At 70.9% G+C, this 17,662-nt stretch carries 19 protein-coding genes and 1 pseudogene; 9 read left to right on the top strand and 11 right to left on the bottom strand.

All coding sequences use genetic code 11. The annotated features are described in order from the left end of the window. Nucleotides 1-19: 19 nt before the first annotated feature. A complete protein-coding gene (locus tag BBK82_RS05525; protein WP_065914030.1) occupies nt 20-955 on the top strand; it encodes a GlxA family transcriptional regulator in 936 nt (311 codons plus the stop codon). A gap of 175 nt (nt 956-1,130) precedes the next feature. On the opposite strand, the gene BBK82_RS05520 is transcribed toward BBK82_RS05525, so the two are convergent. The 3 genes from BBK82_RS05520 to BBK82_RS55710 form a co-directional block, all read right to left on the bottom strand. After that, entirely contained in the window at nt 1,131-2,651 is a 1,521-nt protein-coding gene (locus tag BBK82_RS05520; RefSeq protein WP_065914029.1) for a PH domain-containing protein, read from the bottom strand. Then, nucleotides 2,648-3,130 carry a PH domain-containing protein gene (locus BBK82_RS05515; protein WP_472368447.1) on the bottom strand — a complete coding sequence of 161 codons (483 nt, stop codon included), beginning with the start codon at nt 3,128-3,130 and terminating at the stop codon, nt 2,648-2,650. Before BBK82_RS05515 ends, BBK82_RS05520 begins: the two co-directional genes overlap by 4 nt. 127 nt (nt 3,131-3,257) lie before the next feature. After that, a complete protein-coding gene (locus tag BBK82_RS55710) occupies nt 3,258-3,389 on the bottom strand; it encodes a hypothetical protein (protein ID WP_257785432.1) in 132 nt (43 codons plus the stop codon). Nucleotides 3,390-3,419: 30 nt separating this feature from the next. Between BBK82_RS55710 and BBK82_RS05510 the strand changes: the two genes are divergently transcribed. After that, nucleotides 3,420-4,658, top strand: coding sequence for a helix-turn-helix domain-containing protein (locus BBK82_RS05510; RefSeq protein WP_170067872.1), 1,239 nt, complete (start codon nt 3,420-3,422; stop codon nt 4,656-4,658). A gap of 225 nt (nt 4,659-4,883) precedes the next feature. On the opposite strand, the gene BBK82_RS52650 is transcribed toward BBK82_RS05510, so the two are convergent. The 4 genes from BBK82_RS52650 to BBK82_RS05490 all read right to left on the bottom strand — a co-directional run bounded on the left by BBK82_RS52650 (nt 4,884) and on the right by BBK82_RS05490 (nt 8,737). Further along, nucleotides 4,884-6,194: a helix-turn-helix domain-containing protein gene (locus BBK82_RS52650; RefSeq protein WP_065914027.1), complete on the bottom strand. Its 1,311-nt coding sequence runs from the start codon at nt 6,192-6,194 to the stop codon at nt 4,884-4,886. A 32-nt stretch (nt 6,195-6,226) separates the two neighbouring features. Further along, nucleotides 6,227-7,726, bottom strand: coding sequence for an AMP-binding protein (locus BBK82_RS05500; RefSeq protein ID WP_065914026.1), 1,500 nt, complete (start codon nt 7,724-7,726; stop codon nt 6,227-6,229). A gap of 53 nt (nt 7,727-7,779) precedes the next feature. After that, nucleotides 7,780-7,980, bottom strand: coding sequence for a hypothetical protein (locus BBK82_RS05495; RefSeq protein ID WP_065914025.1), 201 nt, complete (start codon nt 7,978-7,980; stop codon nt 7,780-7,782). 283 nt (nt 7,981-8,263) lie between these two features. Beyond that, nucleotides 8,264-8,737 carry a MarR family winged helix-turn-helix transcriptional regulator gene (locus tag BBK82_RS05490; RefSeq protein WP_083267805.1) on the bottom strand — a complete coding sequence of 158 codons (474 nt, stop codon included), beginning with the start codon at nt 8,735-8,737 and terminating at the stop codon, nt 8,264-8,266. An 82-nt stretch (nt 8,738-8,819) separates the two neighbouring features. Here BBK82_RS05490 and BBK82_RS05485 point away from each other — a divergent pair, with 82 nt between their 5' ends. Both BBK82_RS05485 and BBK82_RS05480 read left to right on the top strand, forming a co-directional pair. Continuing rightward, entirely contained in the window at nt 8,820-9,401 is a 582-nt protein-coding gene (locus BBK82_RS05485; protein ID WP_065914023.1) for an FMN-dependent NADH-azoreductase, read from the top strand. A gap of 10 nt (nt 9,402-9,411) precedes the next feature. Beyond that, the gene (locus tag BBK82_RS05480; RefSeq protein ID WP_065914022.1) at nt 9,412-9,804 is read left to right on the top strand and encodes an NUDIX hydrolase; all 393 of its coding nucleotides are present in this window, start codon (nt 9,412-9,414) and stop codon (nt 9,802-9,804) included. Nucleotides 9,805-9,906: 102 nt separating this feature from the next. On the opposite strand, the gene BBK82_RS49785 is transcribed toward BBK82_RS05480, so the two are convergent. Then, nucleotides 9,907-10,164, bottom strand: a complete 258-nt coding sequence (locus BBK82_RS49785; protein ID WP_154697094.1) for a hypothetical protein — start codon at nt 10,162-10,164, stop codon at nt 9,907-9,909. A gap of 100 nt (nt 10,165-10,264) precedes the next feature. Here BBK82_RS49785 and BBK82_RS53755 point away from each other — a divergent pair. The 5 genes and pseudogenes from BBK82_RS53755 to BBK82_RS05460 all read left to right on the top strand — a co-directional run. Beyond that, nucleotides 10,265-10,390, top strand: a pseudogene (locus tag BBK82_RS53755) (tetratricopeptide repeat protein); the annotation flags it as partial. Nucleotides 10,391-10,514: 124 nt separating this feature from the next. Further along, nucleotides 10,515-11,216, top strand: a complete 702-nt coding sequence (locus BBK82_RS05475) for a tetratricopeptide repeat protein (protein ID WP_237048036.1) — start codon at nt 10,515-10,517, stop codon at nt 11,214-11,216. Then, nucleotides 11,216-11,542 (top strand): hypothetical protein, encoded by a 327-nt coding sequence (locus BBK82_RS05470; RefSeq protein ID WP_154697093.1) that lies wholly within the window; start codon nt 11,216-11,218, stop codon nt 11,540-11,542. The genes BBK82_RS05475 and BBK82_RS05470 overlap by 1 nt, the downstream gene beginning before the upstream one ends. Nucleotides 11,543-11,591: 49 nt before the next feature. After that, nucleotides 11,592-13,751 (top strand): protein translocase subunit SecD, encoded by a 2,160-nt coding sequence (secD, locus tag BBK82_RS05465; protein WP_065914020.1) that lies wholly within the window; start codon nt 11,592-11,594, stop codon nt 13,749-13,751. 40 nt (nt 13,752-13,791) lie between these two features. Then, complete coding sequence (locus BBK82_RS05460; RefSeq protein WP_065914019.1) at nt 13,792-14,952, top strand: lactate 2-monooxygenase; 1,161 nt, start codon at nt 13,792-13,794, stop codon at nt 14,950-14,952. A gap of 19 nt (nt 14,953-14,971) precedes the next feature. Here the strand turns inward: BBK82_RS05460 and BBK82_RS05455 are convergent, their stop codons facing one another. From BBK82_RS05455 to BBK82_RS05445, 3 genes are read right to left on the bottom strand one after another with little or no spacing between them, the layout of a single operon-like run. Then, nucleotides 14,972-15,751: an ESX secretion-associated protein EspG gene (locus BBK82_RS05455; RefSeq protein WP_065914018.1), complete on the bottom strand. Its 780-nt coding sequence runs from the start codon at nt 15,749-15,751 to the stop codon at nt 14,972-14,974. Continuing rightward, entirely contained in the window at nt 15,661-17,079 is a 1,419-nt protein-coding gene (locus BBK82_RS05450; RefSeq protein WP_065914017.1) for a PPE domain-containing protein, read from the bottom strand. Before BBK82_RS05450 ends, BBK82_RS05455 begins: the two co-directional genes overlap by 91 nt. Nucleotides 17,080-17,082: 3 nt before the next feature. Further along, the gene (locus BBK82_RS05445; protein WP_065914016.1) at nt 17,083-17,661 is read right to left on the bottom strand and encodes a DUF3558 domain-containing protein; all 579 of its coding nucleotides are present in this window, start codon (nt 17,659-17,661) and stop codon (nt 17,083-17,085) included. Between the last annotated feature and the right edge of the window lies 1 nt (nt 17,662).

Genomic DNA, 17,662 nt, shown 5'->3' with positions numbered 1-17,662 from the left:
CATGTGAAAGAATCGGGCCATGCACCGGATCGCCGTCCTCGCGCTGGAGCAGTCGGTGGCGTTCGACATCGGCACCTCGACGCACATGTTCGCCCGGCTCGCGGACCGCTACGAGGTGGTCGTCTGCTCGCCGGACCGCCGCCCGATCCCCACCAGCGGCGGCTTCACCATCGCGCCCGAGCACGGCCTGGAGGTGCTGCGTGACGCGGACACCGTGCTCGTTCCCGGCACGCACTACCAGCCCGCACGGGAGGGCTGGCTCGAACCCGCCGTCCAGGAGGCGCTGACCACGACCGGGGCGCGGAGGATCATGTCGATCTGCACCGGCGCGTTCGTGCTCGCCGCCGCGGGCCTGCTCGACGGCAGGCCCGCGACCACGCACTGGCGCACCACCGACCAGTTCCGCGCGCTCTACCCGGAGGTGCGGCTCAACCCGGACGTGCTGTTCGTCGACGACGGCGACGTGCTGACCTCGGCGGGGGTCGCCGCGGGCATCGACCTGTGCCTGCACGTCATCAGGTCCGACCACGGCAGCGAGGTGGCGAACTGGGTCGCCCGCTACTGCGTCGTCCCGGCGTGGCGGCAGGGCGGCCAGTCCCAGTTCGTCGACCGCCCGGTGCCGAGCTACCCGGACACCTCCACCGCACTGGCCCGCGAGTGGGCCTTGGAACGGCTCCAAGAACCGCTCGACCTCGCCGCGATGGCCGGGCAGGCGCGGATGAGCGTGCGCACGTTCACCCGCCGGTTCCGCGCGGAGACCGGCATGTCACCCGGCCAGTGGCTGACCCAGCAGCGCGTCGACCGGGCCAGGCACCTGCTGGAGTCCACCGACCTGCCGGTCGACCAGGTCGCCGCGCACGCCGGGTTCGGCACCGGGGCGGCGCTGCGGCAACAGCTCGCGGCGTCGATCGGGGTGTCGCCGAGCGCCTACCGCCAGACGTTCCGCACGGCCTGAAGCCGGTCGCGCACAGCCACGACGGTCGTGATCTCGGCCGCCCCGCCGACGAAGTGCGGGCACGATCTCCTTGGCGCGCAACAACAACCCGGTCAGCACGACCCTGCTGTGCCCGGTCGGCAGCTGCACCGGCCAGCCCCGCACCACGACCTCGAGGGTGCCGGGGACTCGGCGGTCATCCGCCGTCGGTGACCAGGAACGGCCGCAGCAGGTCCGGCACGGCCTCGTCGGCCAGCGCCAGCCCCTCGGACTCGCCGACGTCGGTCACGCGGTAGATGCCCGCACCGGCGGCCGTCGTCGCGCCGACGGTCAGCAGACCGCTGCGGCGCTGGAAGAACGACCGCTGGATGCGCCAGCCGATGATGCCGGTGCGCTGCAGGGCGACCGTGCTGCGCACCAGGGAACCGTTGCGGGTCACCAGATAGCGCGGGTCGAGCGCGTTGCCGAGCGAGCGGTAGTTGTCCCAGCCGACCAAGGCGGAGAACGGCAGGATCAAGGCGGGGATCGGCCACGCCCACGACGGCGCCCAGATCGCCAGCGCGACCGCGATCACGACCCACGGCACGATGTGGCGGAACAGGCTGCGGCGCAACGCGGCGAACGGGTGCCTGCGCAGCTTCCGCGTCGTCGGGTCGTCCTCGACCCGCAGCACGTCGCGCGACACCTGGTGCGCGACCGCGAGCGGTGCGGGCGGCAGCAGCAGGTTGCTCTCGCCCTTCGAACCCAGACCCGTCGTCACCGCAACGGCTTTCGCGCCCTTGCCCGCGCGCACCAGCAGCGGTTCCTGGATGTCGACGCCGCGCAGCCGTTGTTCCTCGACCGACACCGACCGGGTGGTGAGCAGACCCCGTTGCACGCGCAGGGTCCCGTCCGGCTCACGAGTCAGCCGGTAGTTCCAGAACTGCAGGACGTACAGCGGCACCGAGAGCACGAGCCCCAGCACCACCAGCGCCACCACGAACCCGCCGATGAGCGAGAAGCTCGGGTGGTCGAACAGCCAGCCCCACAGGTCGTGCACGACGTCGAGACCGAGGTCGTCGGCGTAGTTCGACAGCACGCCGAACACCGCGCCGATCGCGACCAGCCCCGACAACGACAGCGGCGCGAACTTCAGCCACTTCAGGTCGAGCTGCGAGATCATCTCGGACGGCGCGGGCGGTGCCGCTTCCACCGCCTCGCCGCCGGTCCACTGCGGCTGGACGGTCTTCTGCAGCAACAGCACGCGCAGCCGTTCGGCCTCCTCCGACGTCACCGCGTCGAGCGTCAGCCCGTCGGTGCCGGGCACGTCCTGCTGCCCGGTGCCGATCCGCACCGCCGACAGCCCGAACACCCGGTGGCCGGGCTTGGAGGTGAGGTCGACCGTCCTGATGCGATCGCGGGGCACGGAGAGCTGTTTGCGGGTCAGCAGACCGGTGTGCAGCTCCACCTGGTCGTCGGTGATGCGGTACTTCGTGGTGCGCCAGAGCAGGAAGCTGAACACGAGGATCGCGCCGACCGTCGCGCCGCTCGCGATGAGCCGCCACTTCTCGCCGTCACCGGTGAAGAGCAGCACGAAGATCGGCACCAGCATCGCGATGCTCTCGTTGAGCGGCCGCACGATGAGCATCCGCACGTGCAGCCGGTGCCACTGCGCGAGCGGCTCGGTGAGCTCCGGTGCCGGGGGCAGGTCGGCGGGCAGGTTCGCCGGCGTGGTCACGTGGCATCACCCGGGGTGGCCTGCGTGGTCGTGGTGAGCTCCTCCACGAGCCGGCGCGCGGTCTCGTGGTCCAGGCCCTCGATCTCCACCGGACCCGCCGCGGACGCCGTCGTGACGGTCACCGTGGCCAGGCCGAGCAGCTGCTGGAACGGTCCGCGCTTGGTGTCGACGGTCTGGATGCGCGAGACCGGGGCGACCCGCCACTCCTGGTTCAGCCAGCCCGACAGCGTGTAGACCGCGTCCGAGGTCGTCTCCCAGCGGTGCACGCGGTAGCGCCAGCTCGGTTCGACCGCGGTGTGCACGACGCCGACGACGCCGGTCGCGACCAGCAGTGCCAGCTCCCACGTGGGCGGGGAGTCCACCAGCAGGAACACGACGAGCTGCGGGATGAACAGCACCAGCCAGAACACGGCGGCCTGCATCGTCCACAGCAGGACGGACTTCGGGCTGACCTGGTGACGTGGCGCGCGCAGTTGCAGAGTCACCCCACAACTGTGCACCACCGCCACCCGGTGGTGTGGCCAGGTGTGTCAATTGGTGTGTCCGGGGCCGGCCGGTCCTGCGTGCGAGGGAGGCAGGACCGGCCGGAACGGACCGGTGCGAGCGTCAGCGCGTGACGCTGTACGGCGGCGTGAACTGCTCGGCCGGGTCGGCCGCCGCCGTCGCGCTCACCGCCGCGATGGCGCCCAAACTGAGCATCACGGCGGCGATGGTTCGAGCGATAGTGTTCAACTTCATTGAGGTGCTCCGTTCCGATAGGTGGCGGCCGTGGATGAGGGCAGGAAGTCGTTGACGAGGTTCGGCGCGCGCCTGCGGGCGGTCCGGCTGCAGCGCGGTTTGTCCCAAAAGGACCTCGCGTGCCCCGGCGTCTCCATGAGCTACGTGTCGAGACTGGAGTCCGGCGAACGGGTGCCCTCGCCCGCTGTCGTGCGCAGGCTCGCCGAGGTGCTCGGCGTCGACCCCACCGAGCTGATGGTCGACGAGGACCGCACCGCGATGCAGGACGAGGCGCTGGCGTGGTGCGAGGCGCTGCTCGCCTACCACGACGGGGACCTGGTGACGGCCGTCGACCTGCTGGAGGCGCTGGGAAAGCGGTCGGACGAGGAGATGTTCGGCTGGTGCGTGCGCTGGACCAGGCTCGTGATGCTGGCCAGGCAGCGCGACCGCGAGGGTCTGCTGCTGGCGGCGGCGAAGCTGCGCAAGTCGTGGTCTCCAGGTCCGGCGGTGGACGCGTTGGTGGAGATCCTGCGCGCCGCGGCGTTGCGGCGCCTCGGCCGGACGGCCGAATCCGTGCGGGCGGCGACCGAGGCCGTCGAGCTGGCCGGTGGTGACGGCGACCGGGTGCGCCGGGTCAACACCCGCGCGCTGATCGCGTTGTGCGCCGAGCTGTCCGCCGCCGGCCGTCTCGCCGACGCCGAACAGGTCGTGGACCAGCTCTCCGCGCGGCTGCCCGAACTCGGCCGCGACCGGCTCGCCATCTCGACGTGGTGGGTGCGCGCCAAGGTGGCCGACCGGCTGGGCGACCGGACCGAGGCCGCGCACTGCATCCGCGAGGCCGTCGCGCTGCTCGACGACTTCGACGGGGATCCCGAGTACCGGTGCCGGGTGCGGCTCGCCGGCGCGTCCATCGGGTTGCGCACGCCCGGTGCGAACCTCGACGACGTCGTCGCCCTGCTGGACGCCGTGGAGACGGCGGTCGCCGCGATGCGCCGGCCGGACGGGCTGCTCGCGCACGCCAGGGCGTTGCGTGCCGAGCTCGCGTTGCGCGACGGCGAGGTGGACAGGGCGCGCGTGCTCGCCGAGGAGGCGCTCGCGACCGGCCGGCTCGACGCCGAACAGCAGCTGCGGTGCCACCTCCTGCTCGTGCGCGCCGCCGACGAGGTCGACCAGGAGGGCGGCACGGGCGCGCGCACGGCGCTGGCCGCGCTGCTGGAGCACATCAACCCCGAGGGCGTCGACCCGCTCCTGTGGCGCGACGTGGCCCGCATCGCGCTCCGCAAGCACTGAGCGCGGGCCGCATTGCCCGGTCATGACCGCCCCTCACCCGCGTTCTGGACACCTTGTTAACGGAGCATGACACAGACCAGTTACCCGTCACATCACCTAATTCAGACACGGCGACGTGGGTAAATCACCCGAAATCCACAACCACCCCGTCAACGACAAGCGGCCGAACGGGCGATCGAGGCACACGCCGGACGGATCATCTGTCAATTGATTGACAATGGATGCCTACGAGTCGGTCAAGCTCATCCACCACACGACCGCGCCGGAGCGGCCGTTGACGTCAAGTGTCGAGTAGATCCGCTGCAGGTGGTTCTGCACGGTTTTCGGTGACAGCCCGAGCGACTCGGCGATCATCGCGGTGCTCGCTCCCGCCGCCACGAGCCGCAGCACCTCGATGCCGCGCTTGGTCAGCCCGGCCCGCAACGCCCTGGCGATCCGGGTGTTCGTGTGCTCGGCGGTACCGGTCTCCCGCAGCTCCCCGGTGTGCGGCACGCGCACCACCGCGTCCTCGCGCTTGGGCTCGAAACGCCTGTGCGCCAACTGTTCCACGAGCCGTGACGACAGGTCGTGCTCGCGCATCCGCAACAGGTCGCGGCCTTCCTGCAGCTCCCACAGCCGGTACTGCTCCAGCTGCAGCCGCGCGTGCCGCAGCGCCCGTTCGAAGTCGCCCGTCCGCTCCCACGCCTCGCTCAGCTGCTGGTGCGCGTGCACCGCGACCTCGCGGGCGAGACAGCTCATGGCCAGTTCGGCGGCCTGCGTCAACTGGGTGATCTGCTCCGGGTGGCGGCCCCGTGCCCCGCTCAGCCTGGCCCGCGCCATCAACGCCTCCGCCCGCGCCACCGGGCGGTTCCTTCCGGCAAGCAACTGGTCAGCGCGCTGCCAGCTGCGGTGCGCGCGGTCAAGTTCGCCCAGATCGATGCGCACGTGTGTCAGCAGGACGTTGACCATCGCCATCCGCACCGGGTCGCCGACCTGCTTCCAGCGGTCGCGCACCTGGGCGCACAAGGCTTCCGCGCGCCGGAGCTTGCGCACGCACGGTTCGCCGTCGAGGCTGCAGCGGCTCTCCTCGGTGCGGATCATGCAGTGCTCGTGGTACTGCACGCGCATCACCCGCGCCTGCTCGAACAGCACCGAGCCGATCAGCTCGTTGTCGCCGGTGAGCTCGGCCAGGCCCAGCGCGCGGGCGAACGAGTTGAAGCTGCGTTCCCGCGAGTCGAGTCGCAGCTCCACCACGGCACGGGAGAAGCTGCACCGCGCCTGCAGTCCGATGTGGCGGTTCGCCGCCGCGATCTCCTGCACCCGGTCGATGGTGTCGAGCGCGCTGGGCCACAGACCGCGCTTGCCCAGCGCCACGGACTGGGCGAGCACGCCCTCCGCGACCCCTTCGACGTCGTCCAGCCAGGCGAACGCGGCGACGGCCTTCTCCGCGAACTCCAGTGCCTCGCCCGGCCTGCCCTCGTCGAGCGCGATGCGGGCCTCGCGCAGGTTGTGCACAGCGTTGGACCGCGGGTCGGCGGTCCGGCCGGGAACCGTCATTGATCTCTAGCCCCCTCTTCCGGGGGCCGAGCCTAACCGTTTTCGCGCAGTTGCCGTTTGAGCACTTTTCCGGCCGCGTTGCGGGGCAGCTCGTTGACGAAGAAAACATCGCGCGGAACGGAGAACCGGGCCAGGTTCGCCTTCACGTGGTCGCGCACCTGGTCGGCGGTCAGGGATTCGTCGCCCACCATGTACGCGACGAGGCGCTGGCCGAACTGCTCGTCCTCGACGCCGAGCACCGCGACCTCGGTGACGCCGTCCAGTTGGGAGAGCAGGTCCTCGACCTCGCGCGGGTAGACGTTCTCGCCGCCGGAGACGATCATCTCGTCGTCGCGGCCGGCCACGAACAGCAGGCCGTTGCGGAGGTAGCCGAGGTCGCCGGTCGCCATCAGGCCGTCCAACGACTCCTTGCTGGTGCCGTTGGTGTAGCCGTCGAACAGCATCTCGTTGCCCACGAAGATCCGGCCGGTCTCGCCGGGTGCCACCGGCTTGCCGGCGTCGTCCACAATGGCCAGCCGGGTGCCGAGCGGTGGTGTGCCCGCGGTGCCGGGGTCCTGGATCATCTCCTCCGGCGTCGCGATGCTCGCCCAGCTCACTTCCGTTGAGCCGTAGAGGTTGTAGAGCACGGGACCGAACTCCTCCAGCGTGCGGGTGGCGACCTTCGGCGGCAGCGAGGAGCCGCTGGAGGCGATGATCCGCAGCTTCGGCCGCAGCGGGGTCTCCAGCATCCGTTGCAGCATCACGGGAACGACGAACATCGCGGTGCACTGCTCGGCGTCGCGCAGTGCCTGCTCGGGGTCGAACCGGCGGCGCAGCACGAGGGTGGCGCCGAGGACCAGCCCGAGCTGGAACGCGGCGAGGCCCCAGGCGTGGAACAGCGGTGAGGTGATCGAGATGACGTCGCCGTGCTTGAGCGGGATCCGCGACAGCAGCGCGGCGGCGGGGGCGAGGCTCGCGGGTTCCGGTCGCCTGGCGCCCTTGGGAGTGCCGGTGGTGCCGGAGGTGAGGATGATCAGCCGGCCGCGCGGGGGACGGCGGGGGAGCGGCTTGTCCGGCCCGTTGAGCACCAGCGACTCGAGCCCGTCGGTGAAGATCACGGGCCGGTCCGGCAGCAGGTCGGCGAACTCGCGGTCGGCGACGAACCTGTCGATCTCCTGGTCCTGCGCGACCTGGGCGAGCTGGCCCTGGCTGAGTCCGGTGTTGAGCAGGACGGCGTCGGCGCCGATCTTCGTGCACGCGGTGAGCGTCTCGATGAACCCGCGGTGGTTGCGGCAGAGCAGCCCGATGCGTTCCCCGGCGCGGAAGGCGTGCGCGAGCCGGCTGGTGCGCTCGTCCACCTCGGCGTAGGTGAGCACCCCGTCGTCGTCGATGATCGCCGCCCGCTCGGGGTGGCGGCCCGCTCCGGTCTGGTACCCCCACGCGAGCGTGATGTTCCAGTGCAGGTACCCGGACGCGGTCGCGGCGAGCCCGCGCGGGCCCAGCGGCCGGATCACTCCTGCCTTGACCAGGGTCAGCAGCACGCGGGTCAGCATGCACCCCACTCTGCCAGTTACCTACTTGCGAGTAGGTAACGGTGTGGCCGCGATCACAGCTCGACGTTGGACGCGGCCACGACCGCCTCGCGCAGGGCGGCCCGCAGCCGGCCGACCTCCAGTGGTGTCAACACGGCGGCTTCGCCCGGCGGCACGTTGATCACGATGTGCCCCTGGCTGACGAACACCGTCATGTCCCGTCGGCGCGAAGCGATGTCGCGGCAGCTCACCTGCCACTCCTCTTTGGCTCCCACGGGTTTCTTCCTCCAGCTCATCCGACGCCGGCCCGGATGGTCTCCGGCACTCGCGTCAATGAGACGTGCGTGACCGTCGGTCATGACGGAGATTCCCGGTTCTCCGCCGAGCGACCGCGCCGAGCTGCGGACAGCGTCGCACGGGAGAAGAGAGTCGGTCACCTGATGGGGTGAAAATGGCGGAACCGCAACGCATTGTGATCGTCGGTTCTGGCCTGACCCACCGGCATCTGCAAGTACCACCAACCCGCCGCCGAGCGGCGGACAACTACCGCCAACTCGGCTAGATGCACGAGCCGTGCACGGGACCCTCGCCGCGCGAGAGGTCCTGCAGGGCCTTGCGGATGGTCTCCATCTCGCGTGCGGAGAACCGGGCCTGGAACCTGCGCTCGACCTCGGCCAGCGCGTCCCCGGCCTCCTTCTGCAGCGCCCGGCCCTTGTCGGTGATCACCGGCTTGCGCACCCTGCGGTCGTTCGGGTCGGGCACGCGCACGAGCAGCTCCGCCCGCTCCAGCTTGTCGAGCTCGCTGGTCAGCGTCGTCTTGTCCAGGCCGAGCATGGCGCCGAGCGCCAGCTGCGTGCGCTGGGCCTCCTCGGTCGCGAGCGCCTGCAGGATCAGCTGGCCGCGCAGGGAGATGCCGAAGTTCTGGATCTCCTCGGCGAACGCGGCGCCGACGCGTTGGGCGGCACGGTGCAGCAACCAGTTGAAATCCCACTTCTCCGCACACGCGGCGATGAGCTCCGGCTGCTCCTGCATGTGTCCCATCCTACCTCCCGGAAGAGATGTTCTCGGCTCGGAACATCTTGACGCGGAAGTTCTTCACTCGTATGTTCTTGGCATGACCACTCTGCTGCACCTCGACTCGAGCATCCGCTACGACGGGTCCGTGACCCGCGAGATCACCAGGGCCTTCGCCGACAACTGGCGCGAGGTCAACCCGGAGGGCGGCTACGTCTACCGCGACCTGCACGCCACGCCCGTGCCGCACAAGGACGGCACCGAACAGGCCATCGCCGCCGAGCTGACCGCCGAGCTCAAGGCCGCCGACGTGCTGCTGGTCGGCGCGCCGATGTACAACTTCTCGATCCCGTCGACGTTGAAGGCGTGGATCGACCAGGTCGCGACGTCCGAGTTCTTCGCCCGCGAGGACGGCACGTGGCCGTTGGGGGAGAAGCGGGTGGTCGTGGTGACCGCGCGCGGCGGCTCGTACAAGCCGGGCACGCCGCGGGAGGGCTTCGACTTCCAGGAGCCGTACCTGCGGGCGGTGCTGTCGATGATCGGACTGGACCGCGACCTGGATTTCGTGCACGCCGAGCTGACGCTGGCGGACGTGGTGCCGCAGATGCACCAGTTCCGCGAGCTGGCCGTGGAGTCGCTGGCCGACGCGCACCGCGTGGTGAAGGAGCTGGCGTCCGCTTAGGGTCGGCCATGTGATCGACAAGGTGGCGTGGCTGCATGTGCAGGACGGACGTGTGCTCTGCGCGCGTTCGCAAGGCAAGGACACCTACTACGTGCCCGGCGGCAAGCGTGAGCCGGGCGAGACGGACGTCGACACGCTCGTGCGCGAGATCCGCGAGGAGCTGTCGGTCGAGATCGACGCCTCCACCGCGCTGTTCGTCGGCGTGTTCGAGGCTCAGGCGCACGGTCGCGCCGAGGGGGAGACCGTGCGGATGACCTGTTACACGGCGGCTTTCGCCGGAGAGCCGGCGCCGGCGAGCGAGATCGCAGAACTGGCGTGGCTCACCACGACCGACGCGGACCGGGTCTCGCCGGTCACCCGCGTCATCTTCGCCCACCTGCACGAGGCCGGGCTGCTCGCGTGAACCGGTGCGCGCTCGCCGGGTGAGCTGCGCAACTTTCGTCACAGGCGGGACTCATCGGCCGCGATCCGTCGTTGCAGGGGTTGTAGCAGGGATCGCGGCCCGTCACTCCATCTGGCCGGCCGCCGGTCGCGCGGGGGCCTCGTGCGCAGTGAAGCGGCGCACCCGGCCCCCGCGCGTCCACACCGCGGCGACGGCGCACAGCACGGCGATCAGCACGGCGATCAGCACGTAGATCACCCGGAAGCCGGTGACCGCCATCAGGCCCAAGCCCGCCGCGAGCCCGACGGGTGAGCCCGGCGAGCACCGACTCGGCGCCCTGCGCCGCGTCGCCAGGGTGTCGCTGGCCGAAAACTCTGCCATCAAGTTGAGTCAGACGTACTCAACTAGGCTGAATCCGTGGCACACACTCCGGTCGGACCACGGTCACCCGTTCGAGGTCGGCGGCTTCGCTGTCACACTGATGGGCGTGTCCGAGCCGACGACCGCGGTGCTGTTGCGCGCCGCTGAGCTCACCGCCTCGGGGAAGCCGCGGCAGGCGATCGACCTGCTGCGACCCCTGGTGGCGGCGCACCCTCGGCACGCCGAGGCGTGGTGCCGGCTCGCCGCCGCCCACCTCGACCTGCGCGAACCGGACGCGGCACTCGACTCGGCCAAGCGCGCGATGGTGCTCGACGGGAACGGGCCTGGTCGCAGCGGCTGGCGCGCTGGCGTTGAGCGACCTCGGCCGGCACCCGGAAGCCGCGGTCGCGGCGCGGGAGGCCGTGCGGCAGAAACCCGGCGACTGGCGCGGGTACGTCGTGCTGGCCGAGGTGCTGGCGGACGTCCAGGACGGCGCGGTGGAGGCGTTCGACGCCGCGCTGCACGCCTCCCAGCTCGCCCCCTCCGAGGCCCGCGCGTTCCAGGTGCTCGGTGACGCGGCCCTGCGGATGCGCGACTGGGGCACCGCCGAGCACGCCTACCGCCAGGCGATCAAGCTCGACCCCTCCGATGCCGACTCCCAGGCGAACCTGGTGACCGTGCAACGCCGCCGCGGCGCCAAGCCGCCCGCGCAGCTGAACAAGGCGCAGGTGTGGCAGTCGCTGCGCACGCTGTCGTTGCTGCTGGTCGGCGGCGGGTTGCTGGCGTTGCTCGCCGGCATGCCCCGGCCCACGCCCTACCTGGCGTTCCTGACCTCGGCGCTGGTGCTGGGCTGCGTGGTGGTCGGGCTGCGGCTGCGCCCGTTCAAGGCGCTGTGGCACCTGCGCAAGCTCGCCGTGACCGTGTCGCTGCTCGGCGCGTCGGCCGCGCTGCTCGCCGGGTGGACGGTCGCGTTGCTGTTCGGCGCCACCACGATGCAGCCTCTTGTGCTTTCCTGGTTGTGCGCTGTCGTCGGCGGCGCGCTCGTGTACGTCGGGGGAGGCAGGAAGCGGTGATGCGGCGCAACGCGGTCGCGCTCGCGATCATGCTGTTCCTCGGACAGCTGTTCGTGGTCTCCGCACCCGCGTCGCCACCGGTGACCGAGGGCGCTGTCGTCGGCCACGCCCACCACGTCGCGAACCTGCCGGGCGCCGCTCCCAAGCCGCACAACCAGCAGGCCGCCCAGGTGCCGCTGGCCCAGCTGCCCGCGGACCTGCCGCCGGTCGCGAAGCCCGCACTGCCGGTGCGCTACCTCGTCGCGTTCACCCGCCGCGTGCACCGCACGCCCGAAAGCGTTCGCTGGACCCCGCAGCGGGACCGCTCGCCGCCTTCCGGTCGCTGACCTCCCGTTCCTCAGCACCGACTTTCTCTCCCGGAAGGCTTCTTCTCCCATGTCGCGCGACACCGCGCGACGAGGGCTGCTCGTGCGCGCGCTGTTGTCGCTCGCCGTCCTCGTCGCATCCGCATTCCTCCTGCTCACCACCGATCCGCGCCTCGGCCTCGACCTGCGCGGCGGCACCCAGATCGTGCTCCAGGCCCAGGGCGACGCCGACGCCACCGACCGCGCGCTCGAGGTCCTGCGCCGCCGCGTCGACGAGCTCGGCGTCGCCGAACCCGTGCTCGCCCGCTCCGGCGAGAACCGGATCGTCGTCGAGCTCCCCGGCGTCCAGGACCCCGAGGAGGCGGTGAAGGTCCTCGGCCGCACCGCCCAGCTCACCGTCGAACGCGACGGCAAGCAGGTCATGACCGGCGAGGGCATCTCCGACGCCACCGCCGCCCCGAACCCGCAGGGTGCGGGCTTCGTGGTCAACGTCCAGTTCCAGGGTGACGCGCCCAAGACGTGGCAGCGGGTCACCGGCGAGGCCGCCTGCGTCCCGTCCGGCAGCCCCGGCCGCCAGATCGCGTTCAAGCTCGACGGCACCGTCGTCTCCTCACCCGAGGTCAGCACCGACACCCCGTGCGGCGGCGGCCAGCCGGGCGGCGCGACGACCATCACCGGCCGGTTCTCCCAGGCCGAAGCGAAGGAACTCGCCCTGGTCATCCGCTCCGGCGCCCTGCCCGTCCCCGTCGAGGTGATCGAGCAGCGCACGGTGGGTGCGACTTTGGGGGCCGAGGCGATCGAGGCCAGCGCCCAGGCCGCGATCATCGGCATCGCGCTGACCTCGTTGTTCCTGGTCTTCGCCTACCGCCTGGCCGGGTTCCTGGCCGTGCTCGCGCTGGTCGGCTACGCGGGTGTCGCCTACGCCGGGTTGCTGGCCGTGGGGGCGACGCTGACCTTGCCGGGCCTGGCCGGCTTCGTGCTGGCCATCGGCATGGCGGTCGACGCGAACGTGCTGATCTTCGAACGAGCGCGGGAGGAGTACGCGCGGAAGGCGAACCTGCGGCGTGCGTCCGAGGCGGGGTTCCGCGGTGCGTTGAGTGCCATCGCGGACTCGAACGTGACGACGTTGCTGGCCGCGGGCTTGCTGTTCTGGCTCGCCACGGGCCCGGTGCGCGGCTTTGGTGTCACGCTGACCATCGGTGTGCTCGCGTCGATGTTCAGCGCTCTGGTGCTGTCGCGCGTGCTGGTGCTGTGGGCGATGGGGACGCGTTTTGTGGCCAAGCGGCCGCGGTTGAGCGGCTTGCACTCGTTGGGTTGGGTGCGCTCCAAGCTCTCGGTGGTGCTGTACCGCCGACCGTGGCTGTGGCTGACCAGCGCCGCCGTCCTGGTTCTCGTCGCGTTCTCCGGCCTGCTGCTGCGCGGCCTGAACCTGGGCGTCGAGTTCACCGGCGGCCGCATGCTCGACTTCACCGCCGGCGCCCCGGTCGACGCGTCGCGCGTCCGTGCCGCTCTGTCCGAAGCCGGTTTCGCGGACGTGGTGGTGTCCTCCTCGGGTGCTGACGTCTCGCTGCGCACCGGCCCGATCGACGACGCGACCTCGTCGCGGATCGGCGAGGTCGTGAACTCCGCCGTCGACGGCGGTGCCCGCCAGTCGAGCAACGAGCTCATCGGCCCGTCGCTGTCCTCCGAACTGCGCCGCAACGCCTTGATCGGCCTGGCCATCGCGGTCGCCGCCCAGCTGGTCTACCTGGCCGTGCGCTTCGACTGGCGCCTCGGCGTCGCCACGGTCGCCGCCCTGCTGAGCGACGTGCTGGTGCTCATCGGCATCTTCGCGTGGCTGGGCAAGACGGCGGACGGCGTGTTCCTGGCCGCGCTGCTCACCGTGATCGGCTACTCCGTCAACGACTCCGTCGTCGTCTTCGACCGCCTGCGCTCGCTGCGTGGCGCGCGTCCGAAGGCGTTCTACCCGGACGTGGTGTCGGACGCGGTCGTGCAGACCGTGCCGCGCACCGTGAACACCGGTATCGGCGTGCTGTTCGTGCTGGCCGCCTTGCTGGTGCTGGGCGACGGGTCGCTGGCGGACTTCGCGACGGCGCTGCTGATCGGGCTGGTGTTCGGCACGATGTCCACAGTGGTCACGGCGGCACCGGTCGCGATCTGGCTGGAGCAGCGCTGGCCGCGGCAGGTTCGAGCGGTGGTGAAGAAGTCGCCCGCGGGAGCGCGCGTGTAGGTCTTCCTCGCACCGCTCGCTTCGTAGCAGAGTAGGGGGCATGACCTCTTTCGCCGGGTACCAGAACGAGATCTACCTGCAGGGGCTCGGTGGCGCCGTGCCGCCGTTCACCACCGACCCGGACGCGCTGGAGGACTCGGCGCGTTCCCGGCTGGGACCGGGTCCGTTCTGGTACGTGGCGGGAGGGGCGGGCTCCGGTGCCACCGTGCGCGCCAACCGCGAGGCGTTCGACCGGGTGCGGATCGTGCCGCGGATGCTGACCAACGCGACCGAGCGGCACCTGGGCGTGACGGTGCTGGGCACCGAGCTGCCGGCGCCCGTGATGCTCGCACCCGTTGGCGTGCAGTCGATCCTGCACCCGGACGGGGAGCTGGCGACGGCGCGGGCCGCGGCGGAGCTCGGGGTGCCGATGGTGTTGTCGACGGCCTCGTCGCACACGATCGAGGAGGTCGCCGAGGCGTCCGGCGACGGGGCGCGGTGGTACCAGCTGTACTGGCCGAACGACCCCGAGGTGTGCGCGTCGCTGCTGGAGCGGGCGAAGAAGGCCGGGTACACGGCGTTGGTGGTCACGCTCGACACGTGGACGCTCGCGTGGCGGCCGCACGACCTGGACCAGGCGTACCTGCCGTTCCTGCGCGGCGTCGGCACCGCGATCCCGTTCAGCGACCCGGCTTTCCGGGCCGGGCTGCAGAAGTCACCGGAGGAGGACCTGCCGATGGCGATCCTGCGGTGGGTGCAGCTCTTCACCGGCACGGACAAGTCGTGGGACCAGCTCGCGTTCCTGCGGCAGCACTGGGACGGACCGATCGTCCTCAAAGGAATCCAGCACCCCGACGACGCGCGCAAGGCGGTCGAGTCCGGAATGGACGGAATCGTCGTGTCGAACCACGGCGGCCGCCAGGTGGACGGTGCGGTGGGGTCGCTCGACGCGTTGCCCGCGATCGTGGAGGCGGTGGGGGAGCAGGTCGACGTGCTGTTCGACTCCGGCATCCGCACCGGTGCCGACGTCGTGAAGGCGTTGGCGCTGGGGGCCAAGGCGGTGATGGTCGGGCGGCCGTTCGCCTACGGGCTCGCGCACGGCGGGCAGGTCGGCGTGAAGCACGTGCTGCGCAGCCTGCTCGCGGACTTCGACCTCACGCTCGGCCTCTCAGGTCACCGCAGCCCGGCCGAGCTGGGCCCGGACGCGCTGCGGTTCTCCTGAGCCGAGACCCGTCTCGCCGCTACGGCATCGTGGCGGTGAGACGGGCCAGCGTGCCGAAGTCGGCCGGCTGCACCCGCAGCCAGCCCTCGCTCTTCGTCGCCACGTACCGGCCGCTCTGCGTGTCCAGGAACGTGAGCGGCGCGGCACACCGCTGCTTGCGCCCCAGGTGGTCGCGCTTGGCCGAGTACAGCTGCCCGCCACCGGTGCGCGGCTCCGACATGATCGTCTTGAGCTGCGTGACCAGCTGGTCGTTCGGCGAGCTCGTCGGCCGGCTCTGCTGCATGAACGAACCGGTGTCCTCATAGGACGGCTGCCGCTTCTGCCGCAGCGCGTCCTCAGGCACCGTGATCGGAGCACCCTTGCCGGCCGGCGTCGGCGGCAGCGCGGCCACCAGCGACTGCGGCGCCTCGTCCGCCCGCACCGGCTCCAGCACGAACAACTGGTCCGGCGTCAGCACGATCCGCAGCGCGTCCTGACCGTTCGACACGACCAGAACCGCCTGCTGAGGACCGTCCTTCTGGCTGAAGAACGCCCAGTACTCCACGCCGGCGTCGACCACGAGCCGCAGCGCGCCGGCGAGATCCGGGTGGATCTCCCCGCCGCGCGCCAGCCCGGTCTGCTCCAGCTGCGCCCACGCCGTCCGCTGCAACCGCTCCAACCCGCTGAGGTCGCCCTCTTCGAGCGCCTCCGAGTCGAAGTCGACCTGCGTCACCAACGCCCTGTGCAGCTGCGGCAGGCCCGCGACCTGCCACGCCTGGTAGAGCGCGACGACAGGGATGGCGACCCTGCTCCGCAGCACAATTCCCCCTTAACCGCCGATGACGGGCGGCGCCACCATCGTTCCGTCGCCGAAGATGTCCTCGGTCTCCTGCAGGTAGGACGCGGACTTGTGCTCCTTGTCCTCCTCACCCTGCCCGCGACCACCGGCACCACCCATGCCGCCCATACCGGCAGCACCAGCGGCACCACGCCCACCGGCAGCACCACCGGCAGGCCCGAAGCCACCGGCCCCGGCACCACGCCCTTGCTCGGCGCCGGCCACACCGGCCGCACCACCGAAGCCGCTACCGGCACCCATGCCACCCATCCCACCAGGCCCCTTGCCGAGCCCGGCCGCAGCAGCACCACCGATCCCACCGGCACCCGGCGGCCGCATGCCACCGGCACCGCCACCACCGCCCCGCCGGGCCGACCGGCACCGGGTCCACCGGGCCCACCTGGCCGGTTGCGCGGGTCGTTCGGCCCGCCGGGCCGGTTGCGCGGGTCGTTGGGGTCGAGCCGCCCGCCCGGCGGGATGGTCGGGTCGAAGCCGGGAGGCCGGTTGCGGGGGTCGTTCGGGTCCACGAAACCGGGTGGCCGGTTGCGCGGGTCGTTCGGGTTGAGCTGCGAGGGGTTGGTGTCGTCGCCGCCGGTGCCCGGCGGCTTCAGGCCCGAGGTGCCGGTGTCGTCGCCGGGACCACCAATGCCGGGAGGCGTGCCGATGGGCGGCAGGCCCCCGCCGGGAGGCTGGTTGCTGGAGCTGCTCGGCGGCTGCTGGGTGGACTCGCCGACCTTGTCGATCGACTTGCGGTTCTGCTCCTGCATGTTCGCGTCGGTCGCGTCCGGCGAGATGAACGTCGGCATCTGGTTCGTGCTCTGGTTCACCGCCTCCGCGTACTGGTTGAACGCGCGGATGTTCTGCTCGCTGACCTGCTGGTTCTTCTCGACTGCCTTGTCGTAGTCGGTGTCCCAGGGGGCCCAGTCGTTGAGGAACGGCTTGTCGGGGACCTCGGGCGGCTTCTGCATCTGGTACTTGGCGTTGACGTACGCCTCCCCGACGCCGTCGGCCGTCTTGCCGGCGTCCTGCGCCGACTTGCCGGTCATGTCCGCCCAGGTGGCGAGCGGCGAGGTGGTGCTGCGGGCAGCGTCACCGGCCTGGCCCTCCCACGCCGCGCCCGAGTCGCGCACCGCCTTGTTGATGATTTCGGCGATGTCGTTGTGGCTGCTCGCGAGCGTGCGCCAACTGCCACTGGCCTGAGCGGTGCTCTGGCTCGGCCCGGCGCCCTTCTCGAACCAGTTGTAAATGGTCTCGCCACCCGCGAACGGGAGCATCGCGAAGCCTGCGATGTTCGGCTCGTCCCCAGCCATGTTCTACCCCCTGAGATTTCCGATGACTGTTGCCGCGAGCTTCTCGCTCTCAGTGCACGGCTTCTGAGTCGACAGTTTGTTCCTTGCGACGTCGACCGCCGCGCTGACGGTTCCCTTGGCACCCGCCTCGATGATGGTGAGGCAGCTGCGGGAAGCGTCCGTGCTGTCCCGGCTGAACGTCCGGATGCCGTCGATGTTCTTCTCACTGAACACCGCGGCGCTGCGGGAGTTCGCCAGCTGGTTCTCGAAGGTCTGGTCCGCGGCGATCCGCACCTCGTAGGTCGAGTCGTCGAGGAGCGACTTGCCTTCCCAGGTGCAGACCGGGCCGGTGGAGCTCGTCTTCGTCTTGACGTTGACGTTGCCGAGAGCGGTGACCTGCGCGGCGGTCAGGAGGTCGCAGGGGTTGCCGTTGGCCTTGCCGAGGTCCAGCTCTGCGGCGGGGGACCCGGTCGAACCCGTGTCGCTCGTCTCTGTGGCAGGCGGCTGCGTGGTGCCGGTGGTCGGGTTACCGCCGCTGATGCTCGTACAGCCGGCCAGAGCCGTCGCCGCGAACAAGGTCGCCAACAAAGTGGTGCGCTTCAAG

The organism is Lentzea guizhouensis, from assembly GCF_001701025.1.
GTDB classification, from domain to species: domain Bacteria; phylum Actinomycetota; class Actinomycetes; order Mycobacteriales; family Pseudonocardiaceae; genus Lentzea; species Lentzea guizhouensis.
Note: the sequence above shows the minus strand (reverse complement) of the source record. Positions and strands in the feature narration are given on the sequence as shown.

Excerpts from the sequence above, each read along its gene's own strand:
- BBK82_RS05525 (WP_065914030.1), top strand. The coding sequence starts at position 20 with ATGCACCGGATCGCCGTCCTCGCGCTGGAGCAGTCGGTGGCGTTCGAC.
- BBK82_RS55710 (WP_257785432.1), bottom strand. The coding sequence starts at position 3,389 with ATGAAGTTGAACACTATCGCTCGAACCATCGCCGCCGTGATGCTCAGT.
- BBK82_RS52650 (WP_065914027.1), bottom strand. The coding sequence starts at position 6,194 with ATGACGGTTCCCGGCCGGACCGCCGACCCGCGGTCCAACGCTGTGCAC.
- BBK82_RS05500 (WP_065914026.1), bottom strand. The coding sequence starts at position 7,726 with ATGCTGACCCGCGTGCTGCTGACCCTGGTCAAGGCAGGAGTGATCCGG.
- BBK82_RS05490 (WP_083267805.1), bottom strand. The coding sequence starts at position 8,737 with ATGCAGGAGCAGCCGGAGCTCATCGCCGCGTGTGCGGAGAAGTGGGAT.
- BBK82_RS05485 (WP_065914023.1), top strand. The coding sequence starts at position 8,820 with ATGACCACTCTGCTGCACCTCGACTCGAGCATCCGCTACGACGGGTCC.
- BBK82_RS49785 (WP_154697094.1), bottom strand. The coding sequence starts at position 10,164 with ATGGCAGAGTTTTCGGCCAGCGACACCCTGGCGACGCGGCGCAGGGCG.
- BBK82_RS05470 (WP_154697093.1), top strand. The coding sequence starts at position 11,216 with ATGCGGCGCAACGCGGTCGCGCTCGCGATCATGCTGTTCCTCGGACAG.
- secD (WP_065914020.1), top strand. The coding sequence starts at position 11,592 with ATGTCGCGCGACACCGCGCGACGAGGGCTGCTCGTGCGCGCGCTGTTG.
- BBK82_RS05460 (WP_065914019.1), top strand. The coding sequence starts at position 13,792 with ATGACCTCTTTCGCCGGGTACCAGAACGAGATCTACCTGCAGGGGCTC.
- BBK82_RS05450 (WP_065914017.1), bottom strand. The coding sequence starts at position 17,079 with ATGGCTGGGGACGAGCCGAACATCGCAGGCTTCGCGATGCTCCCGTTC.